The organism is Micromonospora sp. LOL_014, assembly GCF_048060245.1.
Taxonomy (GTDB): domain Bacteria; phylum Actinomycetota; class Actinomycetes; order Mycobacteriales; family Micromonosporaceae; genus Micromonospora_E.
On the sequence record NZ_JBHMIP010000030.1, the window covers coordinates 37,103 to 55,272 of the forward strand.

Consider the following 18,170-nt stretch of genomic DNA (forward strand, 5'->3'; position numbering starts at 1 on the left):
TTGACTCACTCGGCCTGCTCGGCCTCGTCCATCACCCGGTAGATCCGCTGTTCCGACACCGGGTACGGGGTACCCAACGCCTGCGCGAACACGTTGACCCGCAGCTCCTCGATCATCCAGCGGATCCGCCGGGCGGCTTCGGTGTTGTGCCGGGCCGGCGGCAACCCGTCGAGCATCTGCTGGTACTCCCGGCGTACCGTGTCGATCCTGGCCTGCTGGTCGCGGTCCCGGCGCGGATTCTGCGGCAGCTTTTCCAACCGGCGTTCGATCGCGGTCAGATAGCGCGGCAGGTCCGCCAGCCGGGCGTACCCGGTGGCGGTCACGAACCCCGGATAGACCAGGGCGGCGAGCTGCTCGCGGACGTCGGTGAGCGCGGCCACCAGCGCGAGATCGGTGGTACGGCCGAGCCGTTGCTGCACCGCGTACGCCGCCGCCAGCACCTGGCGTACCCGGGAAACGATCTCGACCGTGACGTCGACCAGCCCGGCGCGGACCTGCTCGCGTAGCGCGACGAAGCCTTCGGCGTCCCAGGCCGGCCCGCCCGCCTGCGTCATCAGCAGGTCCGCCGCCGCCCCGGCGCAGTCGTCCAGCAGCTCGACGACGTTGCGGTACGGGTTGCGGCTCAATGCCAGCTTGTCCTGGTTGGACAACCGGCCGGAGACGAACTTCGCCGGCGACGGCAGGGTGAGCAGCAGCAGCCGCCGGGTGCCGGCCCACATCGACCGGTCCCGCACGGCGGCGCTGTCGAACACCCGGACCGCGACGCTGGCACCCTCGTCGACCAGACCCGGGTACGCGGTGATCCGGTAGCCGACCCGGTCCTGCTCGACACTGCGCGGCAGCGTGCCGATGGTCCACTCGCGCAGCCCGCGCCGCTCCACGTCCGGCGCGGCGGCCGCCACCACCTTGCGTACCTCGGTGGTCAGCTCGCGGCGCAGCGTGGCCAGGTCCTTCCCCTCGGCCAGCGGCTTGTCGTTCTCGTCGACCACCCGGAAGGTGACCCGCAGGTGCGGCGGCACCTTTGTCAGGTCCCAGGCGTCGTGCGGCACCACGACGCCGGTCAGCCGCCGCAGTTCCCGGCCGAGCGCGTCCAGCAGCGGCTCGGCGCCGGGCTTGATGGCGGCCAGCACCGCGCGGGCGAAGTCGGGCACCGGCACGAAGTTGCGGCGCAGCTGCTTCGGTAGCGACCGGATCAGGGCCACCACCAGCTCCTCCCGCAACCCGGGCACGTGCCAGTCGAAACTGTCGTCCGGCACCTGGTTGAGCATCGCCAACGGCACGTCGACGGTCACCCCGTCGGTCCCGGTACCGGGCTCGAAGCGGTACGTCAGCGGCAGCGCCACCCCGTCGGAGTGCCACTCGTCCGGGAAGTCCGCCGGGTCGATGCGGCCCTTGCCCTGGTTGACCAGCATGTCCCGGTCGAAGGTGAGCAGGTCGGGCCGGTCCCGGCGGGCCTTCTTCCACCAACTGTCGAAGTGCCGGCCGGAGACCACTTCGGCCGGAAGCCGTTGGTCGTAGAACTCGAACAGGGTCTCGTCGTCGACCACGATGTCCCGGCGGCGGACCCGTTCCTCCAGCTCGCCGACCTCGTCGAGCAACGCCCGGTTGTCGTGGAAGAACCGGTGCGGGGTGTGCCAGTCGCCCTCGACGAGGGCGTGCCGGATGAACAGCTCCCGGCTCAGCGCCGGATCGACCCGGCCGAAGGTCACCTTACGTCCGGCGACCAGCGGTACGCCGTACAGAGTGACCTTCTCATAGGCCATCACCGCCGCCTGCTTCTTCTCCCAGTGCGGCTCGCTGTACGAGCGTTTCACCAGGTGACCGGCGAGCGCCTCGACCCACCCGGGTTCGATCCTGGCGACCGTACGGGCCCACAGCCGGGACGTCTCGACCAGCTCGGCGGCCATCACCCAACGGGGCGGTCGGCGGGCCAGCGCCGAGCCGGGGAAGACCGCGAACTTGGCTCCCCGGGCACCCAGGTACTCCGGCTTGGCCGGATCCTTCACCCCGACGTGCGACAGCAGGCCGGCCAGCAGCGACTGGTGTACGGCGGTCGGCGCGGCCGGCTCACCGCCCCGGTCGACCGGTACGTTCATCCCGCGCAGCACCTGCCGGATCTGGCTGTGGATGTCCTGCCACTCCCGTACCCGCAGGTAGTTGAGGAACTCGGCCCGGCACATCCGCCGGAACGCGCTGCCGGACCGCTCCCGCTGCTGCTCCCGCAGGTAGCGCCACAGGTTGAGCAGCGCGACGAAGTCGGACTCGGGATCGGCGAACCGGGCGTGTGCCTGGTCGGCCTGGGGTTTCTGCTCCGCCGGCCGCTCCCGGGGGTCCTGGATGGACAGCGCGGCGGCGATCACCGCGACCTCGTCGACGCAGCCGTTGCCCTCGGCCGCGAGCACCATCCGGCCCAGCCGGGGATCCACCGGCAGCTGCGCCAGCCGTCGGCCCACCTGGGTCAACCGGGGCGGCAGGCCCGGCGCGGGCGGCTCGATCGCGCCCAGCTCGTGCAGCAGCGCGACGCCATCGGTGATCTGTCGGCGATCCGGCGGCTCGACGAACGGGAACGCGGCGATGTCGCCCAGCCCGATCGACGTCATCTGCAGGATCACCGAGGCCAGGTTGGTCCGCAGGATTTCCGGATCGGTGAACTCCGGTCTCGACTCGAAGTCGGCCTCGTCGTACAGCCGGATGCAGATGCCGTCGGAGGTGCGCCCGCAGCGGCCCTTTCGCTGGTTGGCCGACGCCTGCGACACCGGTTCGATCGGCAGCCGCTGCACCTTGAGCCGGTTGCTGTAGCGGGAGATCCGCGCCGTACCCGGGTCGATCACGTATTTGATGCCCGGCACGGTCAGCGACGTCTCGGCGACATTCGTCGCCAGCACCACCCGCCGGCCCGGATGCGGCTGGAAGATCCGGTGTTGTTCGGCGGCGGACAACCGGGCGTACAGCGGCAGGATCTCCGTATCGCGCAGCCGGGGCCGGTTGGCGACCAGCTTGCCCAGCGCGTCGGCGGCGTCGCGGATCTCCCGCTCGCCGCTGAGGAAGACCAGGATGTCACCGGGGCCTTCGCCGGCCAGCTCCTCGACCGCCGCGCCGATCCCGTCGACCTGGTCGAGCGTCACGGTGCCCGGGGTGGCGTCGGGGTCGTCCGGGTCGACGGTCTCGCGCAGCAGCGGCCGGTAGCGGACCTCCACCGGATAGGTACGCCCGGACACCTCGACCACCGGCACCGGTGGCCGGCCCGGCTCGCTGAAATGGTCGGCGAAGCGCTGCGGGTCGATCGTCGCCGAGGTGATGACCACTTTCAGGTCGGGGCGGCGGGGCAGCAGTTGCTTGAGGTAGCCGAGGATGAAGTCGATGTTCAGGCTGCGCTCGTGGGCCTCGTCGATGATCAACGTGTCGTACTGGCGCAGCATCTTGTCGTGCTGCAGCTCGGCCAGCAGGATCCCGTCGGTCATCAACTTCACCAGGGTCTGGCCGCCGACCTGATCGTTGAACCGGACCTTGTAGCCGACCACGTCGCCCAGCGTGGTGCCGAGCTCGTCGGCGATCCGGTCGGCGACGGTACGGGCGGCCAGCCGACGCGGCTGGGTGTGCCCGATCAGCCCGCGCACCCCACGACCCAGCTCCAGGCAGATCTTCGGGATCTGGGTGGTCTTGCCCGAGCCGGTCTCGCCGGCCACGATCACCACCTGGTGGTCGCGGATCGCCGCTGCGATGTCCCTGGCGCGTTCGCTGACCGGCAGCCCGGCGGGGTAGCTGACCTGCGGCACCGCGTCCCGCCGCCGCTGCACCGCCTGCCGGGCCGACGCTACCGCGCTGGCGATCTCGTCGATTGCCGACTGCCGGGCCTGCGGATCCCGGACCTTGCGCACTCCGTCGAGGCGTCGCCGCAGCCGCCGCTCGTCACGAAGCGTCAGCTCGGGGAGGAGTTTCAGCAGTTCAGGGGCGGAGCGCGCGGCGGAGGGCGGGTTCATGGCGTTGCCCACGATACCCGCCGCCCCTCGCCCGGTCGCCTGGGTTTCCGGCCACCCGTCCCTGGCTCAGGCCACCGCGTCGAGCAGGCGCTCCAAGGTGGTACGGGTCGGCAGGTGCGTCAGCAGGTGGCGGACGCCGCGGTCGGCGTACCGCCGATCCTCGGTCGTCTCCGCCGCCAACGCCGCCTCGACCTGCTCGTACACGTAGTTGACCAGACCGGTCGCCGCGCCCCGGAAATCGGCCAGGCACCGTGTCGGCACGCCACCGGCCCGCCGACGGTAGCCGTCGACCAGCGCCCGCGCACCGACGGCGTCGACCCGACCGTGCGGGGCGACCGCCCAGTCCAGCAGTGCGTTCGCCACCTCCCATGCCGGCGGCTGGCCACCGGCGTGCTCCCAGCCGACGACGACGAGGCGACCGTCGGGGGCGAGCCGGGTCTGCGCCGGCCCGAGCGTGTTGTGGGTCAGCACCGGATCCGGCACCGGCACGTCGCGGCCGACCGCCGCCAGGTCCTCCAGGGCCGGCACCGCCGCCGCCAGCAGCCCGGCCCAGGGTGCCTGCCGGGCGGTCGCGGTGGCCGCCAGCCCGGCCCAACTGGCCGGACCGAGCCGTCTGGCGTGCCACGGGCTGACCCGGTCGACCGGCAACGCCAGGCCGTGCAGCGTGGCGAGTACGTCGCCGACCGCACCGGCGACCGCCGCACTCACCGGGGCCGCGAGCGGCGGCCCGGCTGGCAGCTGGTGGTACGCCCGCCACCGGTGACCACCTACGGACTCGACGACCTCGCCGTCGCGGCTGCGTACCGGGGTCGGCAGCAGCACACCGGCCGCTGCGGCGGCCAGCTGCAGGGCGACGTCGGTGTCGGCGTCGACGATCGGCAGCCAGGTGTCCATCGTACGGATGGTGAAGCGGCCCCGGTCGGTGGTGATCGACCAGCGGCGACCGATGTCGTCCGGGCGGGCCAGCGAGCGCATCGGGCCGGCGACGCTGCCCAGGTCGAAGCGGTCCGCGACCGCCCGGGCAAGCGACGGGTCGGCGGTGTCGGCCTGCCCGTGCATCCGGTCGACCTCGGCCTTGAGCTCCGGCCAGGTATGGAAGCCGTACTGACCGGCCAGCGCCGCCTGCGCGTCGGCCAGGGTCGCGGTCGGATCGACGTCACGCAGCCCGGCCAGCAGTTCCTTGGCCTGTTGCCGCAGGTGATCCAGGTGCGGATTGTCGGGGAGCGTCTTCACGGGAAACCTCGCTCTGCGTCCGGACTCGCACGGGCGGATTCAGAGCTCCGGCGTCCGTCGCTCGAACCTCGGACCTGGGGTGGCTTCGAGCCTTCCGGCGAGTCTCGGCGCGATCCCCGACGCGCTGCCGGTGAGCTTAACCGGCCACGGCGCTGCCGTCGACTGCCCCGCGCGCTGTCCGTCGCTCCCCGCTTCCCGCCCCCGCCGCTTCCCGCCCCCGCCGCTTCCCGCCCCCGCCGCTTCCCCGCCCGGCCGCTCCGCGATGTGAGGCTGAGATACGTTATCTGGCGCGGAATAGGTATCTCAGCCTCACATCGATGCGCCAGGATCCCGTGCGGATCGATGCGCCAGGATCCCGTGCGGACGTCGGGAATGGCCCGGGGTGCTCCGTCGCCCGCCCATTCGGTGGTGCCTCCCGGGCAGGGAACGCGGCCGGTCGGCCGCGCTGGACCGGCCGTCGTGGCGGACCCTCCCGGACGGGGGCTGGGGAGAGGACCGCCATGGGACCGGTCGCGGCGAGCGGGGGAGCGGAGCACCCCGGGTGTCTACGGGGGCTGGTCACTCGTCGTTGACGTCGTCACCCTGGTCGTTGCCTGCGTTGTCGTGCGGATAGCCGGCCGGCATCAGGCCGGAGAGGTGCAGCACCGCTCGGACCCGTCGCGCCGAGCTCGGGTCCCACCGGTCCAGGATGGCGAGGGCGCGCAGCGACGGCCGGCACGGCGCGACCACCCCGCCGCACCGGTGGCACTCGCCGGTGGTCCGGTTCGGGATATGCGTACGAGCCGTCTCGTTCGCCTGCCGGATCGCCGCTTCCAGCGCGGCGGAGCGTGGCTGAGCGCCGTTGAGCTGGAACGGCCAGTCGCGGTCCGGGTCGATCTGCCCAGGGGTTCGCTTCGGCAGCGGAGGCCGGTTCGGTGTCAAGTCGACATTGCGTGGCGTACCGATCGAGGTGTACCGGGCGAGCCGGGGCGTCCCGCCGATTCCATCGTTCCTGGGCACTGTTCCCCCTACGTGGAGAGTGCGATTCGGGTGCCCCGGAGGGAACGCTTGCCGGTCATTCCCTCCGGGTCTGACTTCCACCCTGGACTATCCGTGTCCCGGCCAGGAAGATGTGTGGCGGTAATAGGGTCACTACTTCATCGTCGTGGGGGAACAGATGGCGAATGTGAATGAGTTTCGGCATATCCTGCGGTTGCGGCGGACCGAGAAAGGGTTGTCGCAGGACGCGCTCGGCTCACAGGTGCACGTGACCGGTTCGCAGATCGGCCACTACGAGACGGGGCGCTCACTGCCGCCCGACGACCTGGCGGTCAACCTGGACCGGGTGCTCGGCACCGGCGACGAGCTGCGCCGGCTGGCCGAGCAGGCGCGCGGCGAGGCGGTCGCTCCGTGGATGCGTCCGTGGAAGCTGAACGAGTCCCGGGCGGTGCAGCTGCGTTGGTTCGAGCACTCGCTCATCCCGGGGCTGCTGCAGACCGAGGCGTACGCCCGGGAGGTCATCTCCGCCGGCACGCACACCGAGGTGCAGATCGAGGAGATGACCCGGGAGCGGCTGGAACGGCAGACGGCGGCGCTGGAGCGGGCACATCCGCACCCGGTGCCGCTGACCGCGATCATCGGCGAGGCGGCGCTGCGGGTCGGTCCGTCGGCGCTGATGAAGGACCAGCTGGAGCATCTGGTCGACATCGGCCACCGGCAGACCGTGCACGTGCGCGTCCTGCCGTTCTCCGCCGGGCTGCATCCGGGACTGGCCGGGGCGTTCGTGTTGGCGACCCTGCCGGACGGCGGAACGGCGGCGTACATTGACGACCAGATGGCCGGGCGGGTCTGCGAGACCGCCGACAAGCTCCGGCATCTGGTGCTCGCCTGGGAGATGATCTGCGCGCGGGCACTGCCCTGTAACCAGTCCCGTGACCTGATCCTGAGAGTGATCGATGAGCATGAGCGAGCCGGTGTGGCGCACGTCCACCCGTAGCAGCAGCAACGGCGGTGCCTGTGTCGAGGTCGCCGACAACCTGCCCGGCCGGGTGCTGGTCCGGGACAGCAAGGACCGCGCCGGCGGGACGTTGACCTTCGCCCCGTCGGCCTGGTCCCGCTTTGTCGCCTCGACCAAGCATGCCATTTAACTGATCTTGGCGGTGGTCGTGGCAGCGCGAGCCTGCGTCGAGTGGCCACGGTCGAGGGCACCCACATGGTTGTCTCCGGGCCGGTTTGACGACAATGACGGTTCCCTCGACTACGTGGATCAACGTTCCGAAGGCCGGGGCTGATCCGGTCGGCCCGAAAGGTCGTGACCTTGGGCCTGGCTGGCCGGGATCCCACCGGGAAAGGGTGGACGTGGGCGGGTCCGGGCGACCGGTCCGGACCGCGCCGCCACAGGAGGTGGAACCCATGTCCGAGCAGCGGTACGCGGGTAAGGTCGCGCTAGTCACCGGCGCCGGCTCCGGCATCGGCCGGGCGGTGGCGCTGCGGCTGGCCGCAGAGGGAGCGACGGTGGTCGGCTGCGACGTCGACACCGATGGGCTGGACGGCACCGGCAAGCTGCTTGCCGCCGCCGGACACGCCGCCGACCTGGTCACCGCCGATGTGACCGTGCAGGCCGACATCGACGAACTGGTCACCCGGCTGCCCGGGGGGCGATCGTCAACATCGCCTCGATCGGTGGGCTGACCGGTTCGGTCGCCGGGTCCGCGTACGTGGCGTCGAAGCACGGCCTGATCGGACTGACCCGTTCGACGGCGTTCCTGTACGGCGCGGACGGCATCCGGACCAACGCTGTCTGCCCCGGCGGGGTGGAGACGAACATCGGCCGCAGCGCCCAACCGAAGGTCGAATGGGCGTACGAGCGACTGTCGAAGTCCTTCGCCGGTCACGTGACCCGGACCGCCGCACCGGACGAGGTCGCGACCCTGGTCGCCTGGCTCGGCAGCGACGAGGCGGTCAACGTCAACGGCGCCGTCATCACCTCGGACGGCGGCTGGACCAGCTGACCCGCCACCGGAGAGGCAGCGCCCCACCGGACGGTTTCGCCGCAGCCGCCGGACGCGCTGCCGGGCCAGTGGGGCGCGGATGTCCGCCAGGTCAGCCGGACCCGCGCAACCGCTGGTACGCCCGGTCCAGCTCGGTCCGGGCGGGTGCGCCGCCGGACACCGGCTGCCAGAAGTCGGGGTCCGGCGGCGCTGTCACGTCGACCCGCTTGCCGGCTGTGGTGTCGAAGCCGAGTCGCCAGGCGTGCAGATGGGTCCGCATGCCGTTGGCAGCGGCGGCCCGGTCGAACAGCGGGTCACCGACGATCGGGTGGCCGATCCAGGCCAGGTGCACCCGGATCTGATGCCGGCGGCCGGTCAGCGGCGCGACGGCGAGCAGCCGGTGCGTGGCGTCGGCTGCCGCCGTACCGGATCCGGTGGTGCCCCCGTCGGACCCGGCGGTGACGGCGGTGATCCGGCTCTGCGACGGATAGGTCTTGACGTGGTCGAACTCGGCCCCGGCGGCGAGCGACCAGCGCGCGGCGGCGGCGTCGAAGCCGATGTCGGCGCGGTTACCGGCGACCCGGACCCGGTTCTTGCGGCCCACGCTCAGCGGCAGGTCGACGACGCCGACGTCGGGCAGCGGCGCGCGAGCGGCATCGGCATCGGTGGCGGCGGCCGACACCACGGCCAGATAGACCTTCTCCACGGTACGGCGGTTGAACTGCCGGGTCAGGTCGCCGTGGTGGCGCAGCTGTTTGGCGAACAGGATCGCCCCGGAGGTGTTCTTGTCGATGCGGTGCACCGGGAAGACCGGCTCACCGGCCTCCTCGGCGAGGCGGGCCAGGTCGGTGCCGTGCCGTTCGCCCATCACCGACACACCGGAAGGCTTGTTCAACACCAGGGCGGTGTCGTCCTCGAACAGGACGGCACCGGCTCGAAGTTCGGTCCACAGGTTCACCGGTGGCCGAGGATACGCCGCACGTGGCGGCGTACCCCCGGCGCACCCTGCGCTCGCATCGAGAGGCGATGCGCCGGACGGCTCAGCCGGCGGTGGACCAGATGGCGGTGAAGGCGGCGGCCTCACCGGCCAGCCAGCGCTCCACCTGGTCGGGGCGGGAGGTGACGTCCGGACGCCGGAAGGTGGTGCCGCGCCGTAGGTCGACCAGGACCGGCTCGGCGTGCGGCAGCACCTGGTCCATGTGCCGGGCCATCAGGTGCAGGGCCGCGGTGTACGCGTCGGGGCTGGGTGGCTGGTCGTCGAAGTGGATCCGGACCGCTTCGGCGTGCCCGTCGGCGTACCGCAGGCCGAAGTGGGGGTTGACCTTGACGGGAAGGTTGCCGACCATGCCGAGTGCGTCGTGGGTCTGCGCCAGCTCCACCTGGCTCAGGTCTCCCAGCGACTCCAGGTAGCGCTGGGCACCCGGGACGAGGGTCGCGTACAGCGGCTGCCAGCGCTGGGCGACCTGCCCGACCACGGCGGCGAGGTGGCTGCCGCCGGTGCGGAACCGGATGTCGGCCTTGAGCGCCTTGACCAGCTGCCCGTGCGGGTTGAACCCGGAGCGGCTGGCCCGCTGCCGGCGCAGCCCGCCGACGAAGGAGGCCTTCGCCGGCCCGGACTGCCCGACATAGCGGGTGAAACCGAGCAGGGTCGCGTACGGGACCGGGGCGGGGTTGGTCGGTGCTGCGGTGGGGGTCGAAGCGGTGGCAGGAGGGGGTGCGATCACGGCGTTCCTTCCCAGGTCAGGAGCCGGATTAGTACACCCATTCTAATCGAGAGGTGACGCTGCGCCCAGTGTTTGATCACGCTGCGCCGCGTTTGTGGGTTGTCGGTTGGCCTCGGTGCGGCACCGTGTGGGGTGGTGCTGGTTGACATGGCTGGCTAATGCCGTTAGCTTTAGGGCTATCAAATTTAGCTGTCAGCCTGGAGGTTGCGATGACCGCGTACCTGTCCCTCGACGGCGGGCGCATCGCCTACGAGGTCGCCGGCGACGGCCCACTCGTGGTCCTCGCGCCCGGCATGGGTGAGAGCCGCACGGCGTACCGGTTCGTCGTCGCGCAGCTGGTCGCGGCCGGCTACCGGGTCGCCGCCACCGACCTGCGAGGCACCGGCGAGTCCAGCGTCGGCTGGCCGTCGTACTCCCGTACCGACATCGCCGGTGACCTGGTCGCGCTGATCCGGCACCTGGGCGGTCCGGCCGTGCTGGTCGGGCACTCGATCTCCGGCGGGGCGGCCACCATCGCCGCCGCCACCGCACCCGAGCTGGTCACCGCCGTGGTCGAGCTCGCGCCGTTCACCCGCAAACAGTCGATCAGCCTCGGTGACCTGCGCGTTAAGCGGTACCGACAGGGCATGAGCCGGCTGCTGGGCGCCGGCGTGTTCGGAAGCGTCAGGCAGTGGCTGCGCTACCTCGACGTCGCCTTCCCCGGGCAGCGGCCGGCCGACTGGGCCGAGCAGCTGGCTAGGACCGAGGCACGCCTGCGCGAGCCCGGCCGGATGAAGGTGCTGCAGAAGATGGGCCAGTCCAGCCCGGCCGACGCCGGTGCGCAGCTCGGCAACGTCCGCTGCCGGGTACTGATCATCGAAGGGACGATTGACCCGGACTGGGCCGACCCGCGTGCCGAGGGCGAGGCGATCGTCGCGGCGCTGCCTGCCGGCCTGGGTACGGTGGCGATGATCGACGGAGCCGGCCACTACCCGCACACCCAGTTCCCCGACGAGGTGGTCGCGCTGATGCTCCCGTTCCTGGCCGAGACGGCCGGTGCCGAGGGCCGGCCCTGACGGGTCTTCACCAGCCAGTGCCGGATGACAGTATCGACAGATGGACAGCTCGGCGACCCGGGGCAACATCCGTACCGTCGCCGGTCTCGCCGGTGTCGCGCTGGCGCTGGCTGTGGTCGTCAGCCTGGTGCCGCGCGACGAGCCGGGGCCGGCTGAGTCGTGGCGGCCACCCGCCGGTCACGTCGTCGTCGACACCGTCGACCTCGGTGACGACCGCACGATGCGGCTCTGGGTGCAACCGGGCAGCTGGTACGTGCAGCGCCTGGTCGACGGCGAGCACGAGGCATTTATCGGCGCCGGGAGCGGGGGTGATCAGTTCACCGTCGCCGAGGTGTTCGAGGCGTACGTGGGGACGGTTCCCCTGCCGGACGCGCGTGCGGTCCTGGTGCGGTCGTCGGGAGGTGCGGCCGTCCGCGTCGGGGTCCACAACGGGGTGTTCATCGTCGCGGATTCAGTGGCAACGCCGGACGATAGGGGGTTGCTGGTGACCTCACTGGGCCCGGCCGACGCCGTTCTTGCCGCCGAGGCGTCCGTCCCGATCGCCGGGCGGGCCCGGTGAGGTCACCGCCATGATCACTTGACGTGCTGCAGGGCAGCTACCGGCGTGTCGGCCGAATTTCGCGCAAGTGATCACTCAGCTCTGGTCGCGGGCCGGGATAGCGACGCTGACCGTCAGAGCTGACCGACGGCGGTGACGTGCAGCACCGCGCTGCCCGCCTCGTCCGAGGCGGCGAGGTCGACCTCCGCGCTGATTCCCCAGTCGTGGTCCTCGGCCGGGTCGGCGAAGATCTGCCGGACCAGCCAACGCTCCCGCTCCTGCGTGATCAGCAGCAGCGCCGGTCCACGGGCGTCCGGTCCGGTGCCGATCTCGTCGTACTCGTCGAAGTAGGGCTCCAGCGCGTCGGCCCAGGCGTCGGCGTCCCAGCCGGAGTCGGCGTCCAGCTCGCCGAGCTCGTCGTAGCGGCGCAACGCGGCCAGCTCCACCCGGCGGAACAGCGCGTTGCGGACTAGCACCCGGAAGGCCCGGGGGTTGCCGGTGACCGCCGGCGGCCGGTCGTCGGCAACCACTGCGGCCTCGGGGTCGTCGGTCGGGTTGCGCAGCCGCTCCCACTCGTCGATCAGACTGGAGTCGACCTGGCGGACCAGCTCACCCAGCCACTCGATGAGGTCGACCAGCTCCTCGGTCTTGGCGTCGTCGGGCACCGTCTGGCGCAGGGCCCGGTACGCGTCGGCCAGGTACCGCAGCACCAGACCTTCCGACCGGGACAGCCCGTAGAAGTTGACGTACTCGACGAAGGTCATCGCCCGCTCGTACAGGTCGCGGACCACCGACTTGGGCGCCAGCTCGTAGTCGGCCACCCACGGATGCCCCTGCCGGTACGTCTCGTACGCCATCTCCAGCAGCTCGGCCAGCGGCTTCGGGTGGGTGACCTCGTCGAGCAGTTCCAGGCGGGCCTCGTACTCGATGCCGTCGGCCTTCATCTGCGCGACCGCCTCGCCGCGGGCCTTGTGCTGCTGCGCGGAGAGGATCTGCCGGGGGTCGTCCAACGTCGCCTCGATGATCGACAGCACGTCGAGTGGGTACGTCGGCGACTCCACGTCGAGCAGTTCGATCGCGGCCAGCGCGAACGGCGACAGCGGCTGGTTGAGCGCGAAGTCGAGTTGCAGGTCCACGGTGAGTCGGACCCGCCGGCCCTCGGCGTCCGGCTCGGGTAGCTGCTCGACCACCCCGCCGGCGCGCAGCGCCCGGTAGATGGCGATCGCCCGGCGGATGTGCCGGCGCTGCGCCGCCCGGTCCTCGTGGTTGTCGGTGAGCAGATGCCGCATCGCGGTGAACGCGTCGCCGGGCCGGCTGATCACGTTGAGCAGCATCGCGTGGCTGACCCGGAAGCTGGAGGTCAACGGCTCCGGCTCGGCCTCGACCAGCCGCTCAAAGGTCGGTTTCCCCCAGCCGATCGACCCCTCCGGCGGCTTCTTACGGACCACCTTGCGCCGCTTCTTCGGGTCGTCACCGGCCTTGGCGAGCGCCTTTTCGTTCTCGATGACGTGCTCCGGGGCCTGCACCACCACGGTGCCGAGGGTGTCAAACCCGGCCCGCCCGGCCCGCCCGGCGATCTGGTGGAATTCGCGGGCCTTGAGCAGTCGGGTGCGTACCCCGTCGTACTTGGACAGGCCGGTGAACAGCACCGTGCGGATCGGCACGTTGATCCCGACGCCGAGGGTGTCGGTGCCGCAGATGACCTTGAGTAGCCCGGCCTGGGCGAGGGTCTCCACCAGTCGGCGGTACTTGGGCAGCATGCCGGCGTGGTGCACCCCGATGCCGTGGCGGACCAGCCGGGACAGGGTGCGTCCGAAGCCGGAGGAGAACCGGAAGTTGCCGATCGCCGCGGCGATCGCGTCCTTCTCCGCCCGGGTGCACACGTTGATGCTCATCAGCGCCTGGGCCCGCTCCAGCGCCGCCGCCTGGGTGAAGTGGACCACGTACACCGGGGCCTGGTGGGTACTGAGCAGCTCTTCCAGGGTCTCGTGCAGCGGTGTCGTCGCGTAGGTGAACATCAGCGGCACCGGCCGCTGCGCCGAGGAGACCACGGCGGTGGCCCGCCCGGTCCGCCGGGTCAGGTCGTCGACGAACCGGGTCACGTCACCGAGCGTCGCCGACATCAGCACGAACTGGGCCTGCGGCAGCTCGATCAGCGGCACCTGCCACGCCCAGCCCCGGTCCGGCTCGGCGTAGAAGTGAAACTCGTCCATCACCACCTGGCCGACGTCGGCGGCGGAACCGTCGCGCAACGCCAGGTTGGCCAGGATCTCGGCGGTGCAGCAGATGATCGGCGCGTCGGCGTTGACGCTGGCGTCACCGGTGAGCATCCCCACCTCGGACGCGCCGAAGATCTCGCAGAGCGCGAAGAACTTCTCCGACACCAGCGCCTTGATCGGCGCGGTGTAGAAGGAGACCCGGTCGTCGGCCAGGGCCGCGAAGTGCGCGCCGGTGGCGACCAGGCTCTTGCCCGAGCCGGTCGGGGTGTTCAGGATGACGTTCGCCCCGGAGACGATCTCGATCAGCGCCTCGTCCTGGTGCGGGTACAGCTCCAGGCCACGGCCGGCCGCCCAGCCGGCGAACGCCTCGTAGACGGCGTCCGGGTCCGCGCCGCGCGGCAGCAGGTCGGTCAGAGTCGGGGCGGTCTGCGTCATCAGATGCCTTCCGTGGATACTCCGGCGTTGCGGCCGGGGAGGAAACGGACTCCTGTGGAGCATGGCAGGGAAAGTCGATTCGCCGCCGGGGCGGATCGACGTCCACTACCCGCACACCGGGACATCCGGCATGCGAACAAGTGTGCTAACGTGGTGTTGCCTTTCCGGTGACAACCAAGCCGGTCGGGCCTACCGCCGGGCTGGTGGGAAGTAACGTCTGTGGAGACTGTGTAAGACCGATGGGCGGTACCCCGTCCCTCGCCGTTGATTCGGGTCGGCTGTGGTCGGCGAAGCAGAAAACTCGATCCGTGAGGGTTGAATCTCCCTGCCTCAGCAGGGGGAGATGTCAAGTCTGTCCATCCTGCCTGCCGCCGCCGTCCGCCGCCAACATGGGTACGCCCGTCAGTCGTCGGGCGTACCCATGACGCGTTCGAAGACCAGGTCCAGCGCAGGTCGGCCGGCGCGGACCCCGCGCCGTTCAAACTTTGTCTCCGGCCGGTACGCCGGCCGGGGCGCGTACCCGTCGTGCAGGTTGCGCAGCTGCGGGTCGGCGGTCAGGGTGGCCAGCATCGCCTCGGCGTACGGCGCCCAGTCGGTGGCGCAGTGCAGCCGCCCACCGGGCCGCAGCCGGGAGCGCAGCAGCGCCACATGCTCGGGTCGGACCAGTCGCCGCTTGTGGTGGCGGGCCTTCGGCCACGGGTCGGGGAAGAACGCGTGCACCGCGTCCAGGCTGCGTTCGGGCAGGCAGCGGCGGGCCAGGTCGAGGGCGTCGCCGGTGGCAACCCGGACGTTGGTCAGCGCGTGCTGTTCGATCAGCGCCAGCAGGTTCGCGATGCCCGGGGTGTGCACCTCGACGGCCAGGTAGTCGCGGTCGCGGTCGGCCGCCGCCATCGTCGCGGTGGCGTCGCCCATGCCGAAACCGATGTCGAGCACCACCGGTGCCGTCCGGCCGAACAACGCCGCCGGGTCCAGCGGCGCCGGCAGCTCGGCGACCACGGTCCGGTACGCGTCGGACAGCCGGTCGAGCGCGTCGTGGTGTCGGCTGCTGAGCCGTCCCCGGCGCGGGTGGTAGGTGCGGATGCTCACGTGGCGACAGCCTATCTCCGACACCGAGCGTGTCCGGGGTGTCATCCAGGGCTGCGTGGTGAGAGGATCCCGGCAGCGTCGCGGAGAGGATGGTGACCGATGTCCGTACGCCGTTCACTGGCCACCGTGGGGCTGGGCGTGACTCTCGCGGTCATCGGCGGGCTGCTCGGCGCGGCCCCGGCCCGGGCCGCCGACGTGTTCGTCGATCTCAATCCGAGCACGGTGGAGTCCGGTTACCTGGTGGGCATCCGGGCCAGCTGTACCGACAACACCGCGCCGGCCACCGTCGAGTCCGACGCGTTCGGCAGCGTCGAGGTGCGTCCGCAGTTCGAGGAGCTCACCGCGGCGGTGACCGTGCCGGCCGAGACCGAGGCGGGCAGCTACCGGGTGCGGTTGACCTGCCCGGACGACCGGTCGGCGGCCACCACGCTGTACGTGCTGGATCCGACCCGGCCCAGTCGTGGCCCGGCCACCGGCTTCGGTGGCACCGCCGGTGACGACGGTGCCGGCGGCCTGCTGACCGGGGTAGGTGTGGTCGCGCTGGCCGCCGGTGCGGTGCTCGGCGTACTGACCCTGCGTCGGCGCCGGTCGGCCTGACCGGGCGCGCGGCAGGGGAGGGGACGGGCCGTGGCGAAGGGCGGTGGCCGGGGCTGGACCGGGCCGGCCGCGATCGTGCTGGTGCTGGTCGGGCTCTTCGCGATCGGTTCCGGCGGCGACGGCAACTGGCGGGACATCCTGGCCGGCGGCAACAATCCGCCGCCCCGGGAGTTCCCGGTGCTGGAGCCGAGCCGGCCGATCCGCATCGCCGTCCCGTCGCTCGACATCCGCGCCCCGGTGCACTCGGTCGGGCTCGCCGACGACGGGTCGATCGCCGTACCGGCGCTGCACCGGCACAACCAGGCCGGCTGGTACGACGGGGGGCCGACGCCCGGTCAGTTCGGGCCGGCGATCATCGTCGGGCATGCCGACACCCGGGACGGGCCGTCGGTCTTCCATGATCTGGCCGACATCGAGCCGGGGGCGACCGTCGAGGTGACCCGGCGGGACCGGGTGGTGGCCGTCTTCGAGGTCAACTCGGTCGATTACTTCGGCAAGGACGAGTTGCCGATCGAGCAGGTGTACGGCGACTACGCTCGGCCCGGCCTGCGGCTGATCACCTGCGGTGGCGAGTGGTTGGGTGACGGCATCGGGTACGCGGACAACATCGTGGTGTTCGCCTCCCTGGTGCAGACCAGGGACAGTTGAGGCGTCAGCCGGGCCTGTGACAGCTGCCTGCGGGTCGGCCGGTGAACCGTTGCCGGACGGACGCCGTACCTCTGGTCGTGCCCGCTGCGGTCCCACTCCGGGGCGGGCGTGCGGACGGGCCTCCACCACCGCCGGCCGCCCCGGAGTGTCCCGCCATCCGGAAGGCGGAAAGATAGCCAGCACATCCAGCAGCACCGAGGAGGATTCATGAGCCAGACGGCGCAGATCGGGGTCACCGGTCTGGGGGTGATGGGCCGTAACCTGGCCCGTAACCTCGCGCGGCACGGCCATGTGGTGGCGGTCCACAACCGGTCGGTCGGCCGGACCAAGGAGATGATGGCCGAGTTCGGCCACGAGGGCACCTTCCTGCCGGCGGAGAGCCCCGCCGATTTCGTGGCCTCGTTGGAACGGCCCCGCCGTGTGGTGATCATGGTCAACGCGGGGGCCGCCACCGACGCGGTGATCAACGAGTTCGCGCCCCTGCTGGAGCCGGACGACATGATCATCGATGGCGGCAACGCCCACTTCCTGGACACCCGCCGGCGGGAGGCGGAGCTGCGCGAACGCGGCCTGCACTTCGTCGGCACCGGCGTCTCCGGTGGCGAGGAGGGCGCCCTGCACGGGCCGAGCATCATGCCCGGCGGTTCGGTCGAGTCGTACGCCGCGCTCGGTCCGCTGCTGGAGGACATCTCGGCCAAGGTCGACGGCACGCCGTGCTGCGTGCGGATCGGCCCGGACGGCGCCGGCCACTTCGTCAAGATGGTCCACAACGGCATCGAGTACGCCGACATGCAGCTCATCGGTGAGGCGTACGACCTGCTGCGCCGCGCCGGTGGGCTCACCCCGGTGCAGATCGCCGACGTGTTCCGCAGCTGGAACTCCGGTCGGCTCTCCTCGTACCTGATCGAGATCACCGCCGAGGTGCTCGGCCACAACGATGCCGTCACCGGCAAGCCGTTCGTCGACGTCGTGCTGGACCAGGCCGGCCAGAAGGGCACCGGCCGGTGGACCGTGCAGGGTGCCCTCGACCTCGGGGTGCCGGTGAGCGGCATCTCCGAGGCGGTCTTCGCCCGGTCGCTGTCCGGCCACGCCGACATCCGGGCCGCCGCCGCCGACCTGCCGGGCCCGGTGGAGAGCTGGGCCGGTTCGGCCGACGAGCTGATCGCCGACGTCGAGCAGGCGCTGTACGCGTCGAAGATTGTCGCGTACGCGCAGGGCTTCCACCAGATCCAGGCGGGCAGCGCCGAGTACGACTGGGACATCGACCTCGGCGCGGTGGCCCGGATCTGGCGCGGCGGCTGCATCATCCGGGCCGCGTTCCTGGACAAGATCCGGGCGGCCTACGCCACAGCGCCGCAGCTACCGACGCTGCTGACCGACGGGTACTTCGCCGAGGCGCTGGCCGGTGCCCAGCAGGGCTGGCGCCGGGTGGTGGCGACCGCCGCGCAGATCGGGGTGCCGGCTCCCGGGTTCGCCTCCGCGCTGGCCTACTACGACGGGCTGCGCGCGCCCCGGCTGCCGGCCGCCCTGATCCAGGGGCAGCGGGACTTCTTCGGCGCGCACACCTACCGCCGGGTCGACGCCGAGGGCAGCTTCCACGTGCTGTGGGCCGACGACCGCAGCCAGGTCGAGTCTCGCTGACCCGACCCGGCCGACTGACCCGGTCCGGCCGTACGGTCGCCGTGG

Annotated in this window: 16 protein-coding genes; 9 read left to right on the forward strand and 7 right to left on the reverse strand. The window is 71.4% G+C overall.

Annotation, left to right across the window (positions count from 1 at the left end):
- Positions 1–5: 5 nt before the first annotated feature.
- From hrpA to ACFHW1_RS23610, 3 genes are all read right to left on the reverse strand, one after another.
- Complete coding sequence (gene hrpA, locus ACFHW1_RS23600; RefSeq protein ID WP_416616096.1) at positions 6–3,980, reverse strand: ATP-dependent RNA helicase HrpA; 3,975 nt, start codon at positions 3,978–3,980, stop codon at positions 6–8.
- A gap of 66 nt (positions 3,981–4,046) precedes the next feature.
- Positions 4,047–5,213: a phosphotransferase gene (locus tag ACFHW1_RS23605; protein ID WP_416616098.1), complete on the reverse strand. Its 1,167-nt coding sequence runs from the start codon at positions 5,211–5,213 to the stop codon at positions 4,047–4,049.
- A 558-nt stretch (positions 5,214–5,771) separates the two neighbouring features.
- The gene (locus tag ACFHW1_RS23610; RefSeq protein WP_416556716.1) at positions 5,772–6,212 is read right to left on the reverse strand and encodes a hypothetical protein; all 441 of its coding nucleotides are present in this window, start codon (positions 6,210–6,212) and stop codon (positions 5,772–5,774) included.
- Positions 6,213–6,369: 157 nt separating this feature from the next.
- Between ACFHW1_RS23610 and ACFHW1_RS23615 the strand changes: the two genes are divergently transcribed.
- The 4 genes from ACFHW1_RS23615 to ACFHW1_RS23630 all read left to right on the forward strand — a co-directional run bounded on the left by ACFHW1_RS23615 (position 6,370) and on the right by ACFHW1_RS23630 (position 8,203).
- The gene (locus ACFHW1_RS23615; RefSeq protein WP_416616100.1) at positions 6,370–7,188 is read left to right on the forward strand and encodes a helix-turn-helix domain-containing protein; all 819 of its coding nucleotides are present in this window, start codon (positions 6,370–6,372) and stop codon (positions 7,186–7,188) included.
- Positions 7,148–7,339: a DUF397 domain-containing protein gene (locus ACFHW1_RS23620; RefSeq protein ID WP_416556714.1), complete on the forward strand. Its 192-nt coding sequence runs from the start codon at positions 7,148–7,150 to the stop codon at positions 7,337–7,339. The genes ACFHW1_RS23615 and ACFHW1_RS23620 overlap by 41 nt, the downstream gene beginning before the upstream one ends.
- A 265-nt stretch (positions 7,340–7,604) precedes the next feature.
- Entirely contained in the window at positions 7,605–7,883 is a 279-nt protein-coding gene (locus ACFHW1_RS23625) for an SDR family NAD(P)-dependent oxidoreductase (protein WP_416556713.1), read from the forward strand.
- Positions 7,880–8,203 (forward strand): SDR family oxidoreductase, encoded by a 324-nt coding sequence (locus ACFHW1_RS23630; protein WP_416568909.1) that lies wholly within the window; start codon positions 7,880–7,882, stop codon positions 8,201–8,203. The genes ACFHW1_RS23625 and ACFHW1_RS23630 overlap by 4 nt, the downstream gene beginning before the upstream one ends.
- Positions 8,204–8,294: 91 nt before the next feature.
- Here ACFHW1_RS23630 and ACFHW1_RS23635 read toward each other — a convergent pair whose 3' ends face one another.
- Together ACFHW1_RS23635 and ACFHW1_RS23640 are read right to left on the reverse strand one after the other, a co-directional pair.
- Positions 8,295–9,140, reverse strand: a complete 846-nt coding sequence (locus ACFHW1_RS23635) for an RluA family pseudouridine synthase (protein ID WP_416556712.1) — start codon at positions 9,138–9,140, stop codon at positions 8,295–8,297.
- Positions 9,141–9,222: 82 nt separating this feature from the next.
- On the reverse strand, positions 9,223–9,903 hold the full coding sequence (locus tag ACFHW1_RS23640; protein ID WP_416616120.1) for a hypothetical protein: 681 nt from the start codon (positions 9,901–9,903) through the stop codon (positions 9,223–9,225).
- A gap of 212 nt (positions 9,904–10,115) precedes the next feature.
- Between ACFHW1_RS23640 and ACFHW1_RS23645 the strand changes: the two genes are divergently transcribed.
- A complete protein-coding gene (locus tag ACFHW1_RS23645; RefSeq protein WP_416616102.1) occupies positions 10,116–10,961 on the forward strand; it encodes an alpha/beta fold hydrolase in 846 nt (281 codons plus the stop codon).
- Positions 10,962–11,001: 40 nt separating this feature from the next.
- Positions 11,002–11,520, forward strand: coding sequence for a hypothetical protein (locus ACFHW1_RS23650; RefSeq protein WP_416616104.1), 519 nt, complete (start codon positions 11,002–11,004; stop codon positions 11,518–11,520).
- Between the two features lie 113 nt (positions 11,521–11,633).
- Here ACFHW1_RS23650 and ACFHW1_RS23655 read toward each other — a convergent pair whose 3' ends face one another.
- Both ACFHW1_RS23655 and trmB read right to left on the reverse strand, forming a co-directional pair.
- A complete protein-coding gene (locus ACFHW1_RS23655; RefSeq protein ID WP_416616106.1) occupies positions 11,634–14,153 on the reverse strand; it encodes a DEAD/DEAH box helicase in 2,520 nt (839 codons plus the stop codon).
- Positions 14,154–14,555: 402 nt separating this feature from the next.
- On the reverse strand, positions 14,556–15,239 hold the full coding sequence (gene trmB, locus ACFHW1_RS23660) for a tRNA (guanosine(46)-N7)-methyltransferase TrmB (RefSeq protein ID WP_416616108.1): 684 nt from the start codon (positions 15,237–15,239) through the stop codon (positions 14,556–14,558).
- 99 nt (positions 15,240–15,338) lie between these two features.
- On the opposite strand from trmB, the gene ACFHW1_RS23665 reads away from it, so the two are divergent.
- The 3 genes from ACFHW1_RS23665 to gndA all read left to right on the forward strand — a co-directional run bounded on the left by ACFHW1_RS23665 (position 15,339) and on the right by gndA (position 18,125).
- A complete protein-coding gene (locus ACFHW1_RS23665; RefSeq protein ID WP_416556707.1) occupies positions 15,339–15,836 on the forward strand; it encodes a hypothetical protein in 498 nt (165 codons plus the stop codon).
- A gap of 30 nt (positions 15,837–15,866) precedes the next feature.
- Positions 15,867–16,484, forward strand: coding sequence for a class F sortase (locus tag ACFHW1_RS23670; protein WP_416591415.1), 618 nt, complete (start codon positions 15,867–15,869; stop codon positions 16,482–16,484).
- A 207-nt stretch (positions 16,485–16,691) separates the two neighbouring features.
- On the forward strand, positions 16,692–18,125 hold the full coding sequence (gene gndA / locus ACFHW1_RS23675; RefSeq protein ID WP_416556705.1) for an NADP-dependent phosphogluconate dehydrogenase: 1,434 nt from the start codon (positions 16,692–16,694) through the stop codon (positions 18,123–18,125).
- Positions 18,126–18,170: the final 45 nt, after the last annotated feature.